The 6,063-nt window shown below is 65.4% G+C and carries 6 protein-coding genes; 1 reads left to right on the top strand and 5 read right to left on the bottom strand.

What is annotated here, in order from left to right:
• Positions 1 to 129 precede the first annotated feature (129 nt).
• Complete coding sequence (locus tag WA317_RS07000; RefSeq protein ID WP_425172345.1) at positions 130 to 1,434, top strand: amidohydrolase family protein; 1,305 nt, start codon at positions 130 to 132, stop codon at positions 1,432 to 1,434.
• Between the two features lie 7 nt (positions 1,435 to 1,441).
• On the opposite strand, the gene WA317_RS06995 is transcribed toward WA317_RS07000, so the two are convergent.
• From WA317_RS06995 to WA317_RS06975, 5 genes are all read right to left on the bottom strand, one after another.
• Positions 1,442 to 1,891 carry a hypothetical protein gene (locus WA317_RS06995; RefSeq protein ID WP_425172344.1) on the bottom strand — a complete coding sequence of 150 codons (450 nt, stop codon included), beginning with the start codon at positions 1,889 to 1,891 and terminating at the stop codon, positions 1,442 to 1,444.
• Between the two features lie 44 nt (positions 1,892 to 1,935).
• Positions 1,936 to 2,829 (bottom strand): alpha/beta hydrolase, encoded by an 894-nt coding sequence (locus WA317_RS06990; protein WP_425172343.1) that lies wholly within the window; start codon positions 2,827 to 2,829, stop codon positions 1,936 to 1,938.
• 57 nt (positions 2,830 to 2,886) lie between these two features.
• Entirely contained in the window at positions 2,887 to 3,342 is a 456-nt protein-coding gene (locus WA317_RS06985) for an ester cyclase (RefSeq protein ID WP_425172342.1), read from the bottom strand.
• Positions 3,343 to 3,410: 68 nt separating this feature from the next.
• A complete protein-coding gene (locus WA317_RS06980; protein WP_425172341.1) occupies positions 3,411 to 5,312 on the bottom strand; it encodes an alpha/beta hydrolase family protein in 1,902 nt (633 codons plus the stop codon).
• A gap of 1 nt (position 5,313) precedes the next feature.
• Positions 5,314 to 5,436, bottom strand: a complete 123-nt coding sequence (locus WA317_RS06975) for a hypothetical protein (RefSeq protein WP_425172340.1) — start codon at positions 5,434 to 5,436, stop codon at positions 5,314 to 5,316.
• Between the last annotated feature and the right edge of the window lie 627 nt (positions 5,437 to 6,063).

Genomic DNA, 6,063 nt, shown 5'->3' with positions numbered 1-6,063 from the left:
GCCACCGACGGTGAACGCTCTGGCACCCATCGCCGATCCTGTGCGCCCGCCACCGATCCCACCGGCGTCGCCGCTGGGCGCCGACAACACCGCAGTGCGACGCATGATCAGCGAAAGGGTCACCGGCGCGTGCTGATTCAACGCGCGGTGCTGCTGAACGGCGGGGTCGTTGATATCCGGGTGCAAGCGCAGATCACCGAAGTCGGTGACCGATTGCGACCGCAACGCGGTGAAGACGTGTTCGACGCCGCAGGCGGAACTGTGCTGCCGGGCCTGCATGATCATCACGTCCACCTGTATTCGGCTGCGGCCGCTGAAGGCTCGCTGCAAGTCGGTCCGCCGCAGGTGCGTGACCGCGACGGCCTGGCGGCTGCGCTGGCCGGTGCGGAAGTCGGCGGCGACGGCTGGATACGCGCCGTCGGCTATCACGATTCGGTGGCCGGTCCGCTGGACCGGGCGCTGTTGGATGCGCTGGCACCGCCGGTGCCGGTGCGGGTGCAGCACCGCAGCGGGCTGGTGTGGATCCTCAACTCGGCGGCCCTTGCCAGAATCGGGCTGGCCGATCATCATGACGGACAGCTGCGCAGCGCAGATCCGAGTTGGTCGCTTCCCCTGCAGCGCCAGGACGCCGGCCTCGCCGCCGTCAGCCGGAGGTTGATAGGCTACGGCGTCACCGGAGTCACCGATGCCACACCGGATCTGGCCGCCGATGACATCGTCGAGCTGATCGAATTGCAGCGCCGCGGCGTTGTGCGCCAGAACTTGCGATTTCTGTCACCTGGAAAACGCATCCTGCGCGACGACGACCTCGATCTCGAGGAGCTGGCTTGCTGGATCGCCGACCGCCACACGGCGAGCATTCCGGTCGCAGTTCACTGCGTTTCCGCCGCACAGATCGTGGTGACGATCGCAGCCCTGAAGCAGGCCGGCATCCGTCGGGGCGACCGCATCGAGCACGCGGCCGTTACTCCCCGCGAGGTGGTCGACGACTTGGCCCGGCTCGGTGTGACCGTGGTCACCCAGCCGAATTTCGTCGCCGAACGCGGCGATCAGTATCTTGCCGACGTGCCGGGCGGCGAACACGGCGAGCTGTGGCGGGTCGCATCACTGCTCAGCGCGTCGATTCCGGTGGCGTTGTCGACCGACATGCCGTTCGGCGGAGACGACCCGTGGGCTGCCATGCGCGCCGCGGTGCGCCGCACAACGCCCAGCGGCGCCGCGCTCAACACTGACGAATGTGTTGCGCCGGCAACAGCTTTGGCGATGTTTCTAGGGCGCCCTGAGCGGCCCGCCGAACCACGCTGCATCCGACCCGGGCAGCCGGGAGACTTGTGCCTACTGAGCGTTCCGCCGGCGGTCGCGCTGGCCGAGTTGGACGCCGAGACCGTCGCCGCGACAGTTATCGGCGGTCAACTCGGGTATGCGGACGACTGACGGCGCCTCAGGAGATCTCGCCGACGAGGTAGCGCTGCAGAGTCGGCGCCACGGCGTCAACGAGCGCGTCGACGTCCATCGAGTGGATCGGCTCGATGCGAACCGAGTAGCGCATGATGCCCAGACCGACCACCTGCGAGGCACATAACGACGCCCGGAGCCGGATCTGGTCGGCGCCGAGGGCCTTCAGCAGTGGGTCGAACACCGGCCCGATGAACAGGCCCTGCGCGATGTCGGCCGTCTTCGCCAGACCCGCGGAGGCGATCGCGCTGGCGGCGAAGGGTCCGCCGCCGGTGTGGTCCCACGTCGAGATCAGCGTGTGCAGAGTGCGTCGACCGGCTTGGTTGGCACCCCCGCTGATGATCCGGTCGATGAACTCCGGTGTGCCAAACGGCAGACGGAGCTTCTTCGCGACCGGGTCGAGAATATTGCGCGTCAGCTTTTCGCGACGGCTCATTGCGTGAGGATATCGCAAAACTCGCCCGATACTGTGGAAGCTGATCAGCCTGGCGGCCCGAGCGCGGCGCGCAACCCAGCGCATTGGGCGGCGAAGAAATTCTGCGACACTCGCGCTCTCGACGCTACGTAATCGAAACCGTGGAAAGCGCCCGGTATTACCTCGACGTGGCAGGGGACGCCGGCGCTGCGGAGGCGTTCGGCGTAGGCGAGGTCCTGGTCATGGAAAAGGTCACAGGTTCCGACGCCGATCCATGCCGGTGGCAGCCCGGTCAGGTCGTCGCGCCGCGCCGGGACCGCGACCTGCGGGTCGGTGGCCCCGAGATACGCGGCCCAACCGAAGCGATTACTGCGCGGGCTCCAAAACCGGTAGTCGTGCCGCGGGGCACTGCCTGGGCTGCGATCGTCGAGCATCGGATAGACCAGCAGCTGCAATGCCAATTCGATTTCGCCGCGATCGCGGGTCCGCAGCGCCAACGCCGCCGCGAGGCCCCCGCCGGCACTCGCCCCACCGATCGCCACCCGTGCCGGGTCCACCGCGGGCGCTGTGGTCAACCAGCTCAACGCGGAATAGCAGTCGTCAAGCGCCGCTGGATACGGATGTTCAGGCGCGAGCCGGTATTCCACTGACGCAACCGTGATGCCCAGTCTCGAGCTGAAGCGGCGGCACAGTCCGTCGTCATGCTGCGCGGCGCCCATCACATAGCCGCCGCCGTGGATCCACAGCAGCGCCGGCGCGACGTCAGTGCTGCCGGCCGCCCGGTACACCCGGACCCGCGTTCCGGAGCTGAGCGTCAGCACCTCGACGTCAGCAGGTGTCCGACGGGATTGCAGCTTCATCAGCGCCCGCAACAGCGGCAGTGTCCTCGGGCCGACCAGCGTTCGCGGGGCGAACCGCGCAATTCTTCGGAGGTCAGGGTGGAAATCGGTGCTCGGCACTGACCCAGTATCACCTGCGCGTCGCCGGCGGTGCGGTGCCAATACCGCGAGACCCGGTCAACTCTTGGGCGCTGCCCCGCTGGCCAGCAGCTCGGCTCGCCCGATTTGAGTCACCAGGCTGGCCGAGTCGAAATAGACGCGCTCGTTCACGATGCGGTCGTTCTCGAAGAAGAACACCGCGATCACCGGGACTCGGAATGATTCGCCGGTTGGCGGAAGGCCGTAGAACTCGCCGTGGTTGGTGCCCAGCAGGTCGAACTCGACGATCACCGCGTCATCGGCTAGGTGATAGCGAACGTTGTCGTGACGCTGATCCGGAAACGCCCTTCGGGTGGTCCGGTAGTAGCCCATCACTTCGTCATCCCCGTCGAATATCTGTCCGGTGGCGATGATCTCGTAGTGCGGGTGCCCGTCGAAAATCTCCAGGGTGCGGTCGAATTCCTGGGTCACCTCAGTTTCCATGTGCTTCTTGATGACCTCGAGGCGGCGCTGCCGCAGATCGTCGCTGACCATCGAATGCTCCTTGAGAGTCCTTCGGGGTGCCGACGGCTTTCGCCTGGCCGTGGGTGCTGATTAGCAAACTAGTGCATTGTGCCGCTACGGCGGACGGGCTCGTCCGCGGCGAAAGCGGCGGTGAGCCAGTCGCACACGGCGGCGACCAGGACCTCCCGGTTCTCCCGTTTGACGATCTGGTGCCCGTCATCGTCGAACAGTAGGTAACGCACAGCCCGGCCCCGCGCACGCAGCGCCTCGACGATTTGTTCGGATTCACCTACCGGCACGTTGGTGTCATTCGTGCCGTGCACCACGAGCAGCGGAGCGCTCAACGCGTCGACACGGCGCAGCGGTGACAACGCCTCGAACAACTCACGGTCGTGAACAGGATGCCCGTACTTTGAGTAGGCTTCCTGCGCGATCCACGGTTCGGTGTTGCGGTAGAACGTGGACAGGTCACTCATCCCGCAGATGCTGATGCCCGCGGCGAACAGCTCCGGTTGAAATGTCAACGCGGTCAACGTCAGGAAACCACCATATGACCAGCCGGCGCATGCGATCCGGTCCTCGTCGGCCAGGCCGCGCTCGACCAGCAATCCAACGCAATCTGCGACGTCGTTGATCGCGGCGAAACGCTTCTCCTTGTCGTCGGCATGCGTGAACGACCGTCCCGAGCCGCTGGAGCCGCGAACATTCGGCGCGAACACCGCGATACCGGCGTTGAGCAGCGCGGGGAACAGTTCGTCGTAGCCGGGTCTGGCCTGTCCCTCCGGTCCGCCGTGCAGATACACCAGCGTTCCGACGTGCGGTATCAGGTTCGGCGGCCGATACCACCAACCCGTCAGCTTCAGTCCGTCACGTGCGGTGAGCTTTTCCAGTATCGGCCCGCTGCCCTTCGCGGCGACGATCGGTCCGCGACTGGGTTCACGGTCGATGCGCACCCACTCGCGTGACCGCGGATCCACCAGTTCGACGGTTCGTGGCATCGATGTGCCCTCGACAGTCATCGCAACCATCGAGCCGCCGGCGCTGATCGACAGTTGGCCGGCCACCGGCCCGGGTAGTGGGATCGGTTCCTGCAGCGTGTAGTCGACGAAGGACATAGTCTGTAATTCGCTGCAGCCGTGCATGTTCCACAGTAAGGCCACCGTGCTGAGGTCGTCGCTGACGATGAATTCGTCGAGGTCGCAGTCGGATCGTTCGGCGACCACTTGAAAGACGATCCCGTCCTCGGTGGCGGTGACCTCCAACAACCGGGCATGGTCAGAACCGTTGTCGCTGCGGACCAGTGCCCGCACGTAGCCTTTTGGGCTGTTCACATCGTAGAACTTGTGCGGGCGGTAAAGCTTGGTTTGCTCGCCCGTCGGGCCGTACCGGATCCAGCGGGGATGATGATCGTCCAGGATGATGCCGGCATCGGTGACAGATCCGGGATCGGTGGGCAGCAGCGCTGTTTCAGTCAGCCCGTGCAACAGAATCAGTTCCCGGTAGCCACGCGGACCCACTCGTACCAGCGACGCTCCGGACCAGGAGTCGATCAGCCGGCCACCTGAACGCTTGTCCAGCACAATGCAGTTCCCGCCGGAGGGATCGATCAGGCACGATGAGCCGACGCGGTTCTCCCCGGTCAGGATTGTCGCCACCCGGGCGCCGTCCCAACCGACCAGCTCGGCGGTGCCGGTTTCTTGCCGGTCGATTCGCCACGCCGATGGGTCGTCAGGATCAGTTGTGACGGCCCAGATCTCGGTCCGGGTGCCGCCCTCGGGTGCCACCTCGCAGGCGAGCCAGTGCCCGTCGGGGGAATGGATCACGCGTGTGACGGGACCGTTGACCGGCAGCGCAACATCGCGTGACGAGCTGGCCCGCCAACCGGTCAGGAAGCGCTGTACCGCCCGGGGGTAGCCGCCGTCATCGACGATGTGGGCGAAAACCGTCGCGTCGGGAGCCAGCGACGCGCCGTAGTTCGCCCGTACGTGTTGCACCGCCATGTCAGCCGGCCATGTTCTCGAGAACCGCGAGCTGCCTGCGGGCATTGCAGGCCAGCCTCGTCGTCAAATCGACGAGGTGAAATTCTTCTTGCACGCCCATCATTCGCGGCGTCTCACGTACCACCCATTGATGTTAAGGGCAGATGGAACATTCCGCTTTGCCGAACGGTGTTGAGCTGTCGAGGAAAACAGCTCATCGCCGTACACCCGTGAGGCCTCGCGGTATCGACACAGGCGGTGATCTAGCTGCACTCGCCACGAATAAGATTGACAGCAAACCGTTTTGGTGACCGATACGCTCCGGGCTGTGCAAAAACAGATGGTCAGCCTCCGCGCGACGGCAGAAATCAGGCCCGTCACCCGTGCGCTGTTGTTAGCCGGATGGAAACTCAGTCGATAACGATGAGATACTAAAGGCGAACTCGCACAACATTATTGGGGCGAGCGGCCAGACGCGTGGTTGCCGGGCCGGCACGGAACCGTTCGAGCTGGCGGGACCCGCACGGCAGCGGCTTGGCCGTTCGTCCCGCACCGCATCCTGGGTCCGTCATTCGCTGGGCAGGCCGGCGCCGCGGCGGGTGTCCCATCAGCGCTCGACCAGGCGTTTCACCGCGGGCACCGACTGCGACCCGTGCAAGAGTCGAGGTCTTGAAAACTTTAGTGCGATTGTCGTTTGTTAACGAATCCGCGGGGTACAGTCCCCGCATGACGGCACGACCGGCGACGCGTTATCCCGGACCGAGCATGGCGA

The sequence above is a fragment of the Mycobacterium sp. genome, assembly GCF_049802695.1.
Taxonomy (GTDB): domain Bacteria; phylum Actinomycetota; class Actinomycetes; order Mycobacteriales; family Mycobacteriaceae; genus Mycobacterium.
The sequence above is the reverse complement of the archived record's forward strand: the minus strand, read 5'-3'. Positions and strand labels throughout refer to the sequence as shown.

Coding starts and splice junctions, on each gene's coding strand:
- WA317_RS06980 (WP_425172341.1), bottom strand. CDS start 5,312: ATGGCGGTGCAACACGTACGGGCGAACTACGGCGCGTCGCTGGCTCCC.
- WA317_RS06995 (WP_425172344.1), bottom strand. CDS start 1,891: ATGAGCCGTCGCGAAAAGCTGACGCGCAATATTCTCGACCCGGTCGCG.
- WA317_RS06985 (WP_425172342.1), bottom strand. CDS start 3,342: ATGGTCAGCGACGATCTGCGGCAGCGCCGCCTCGAGGTCATCAAGAAG.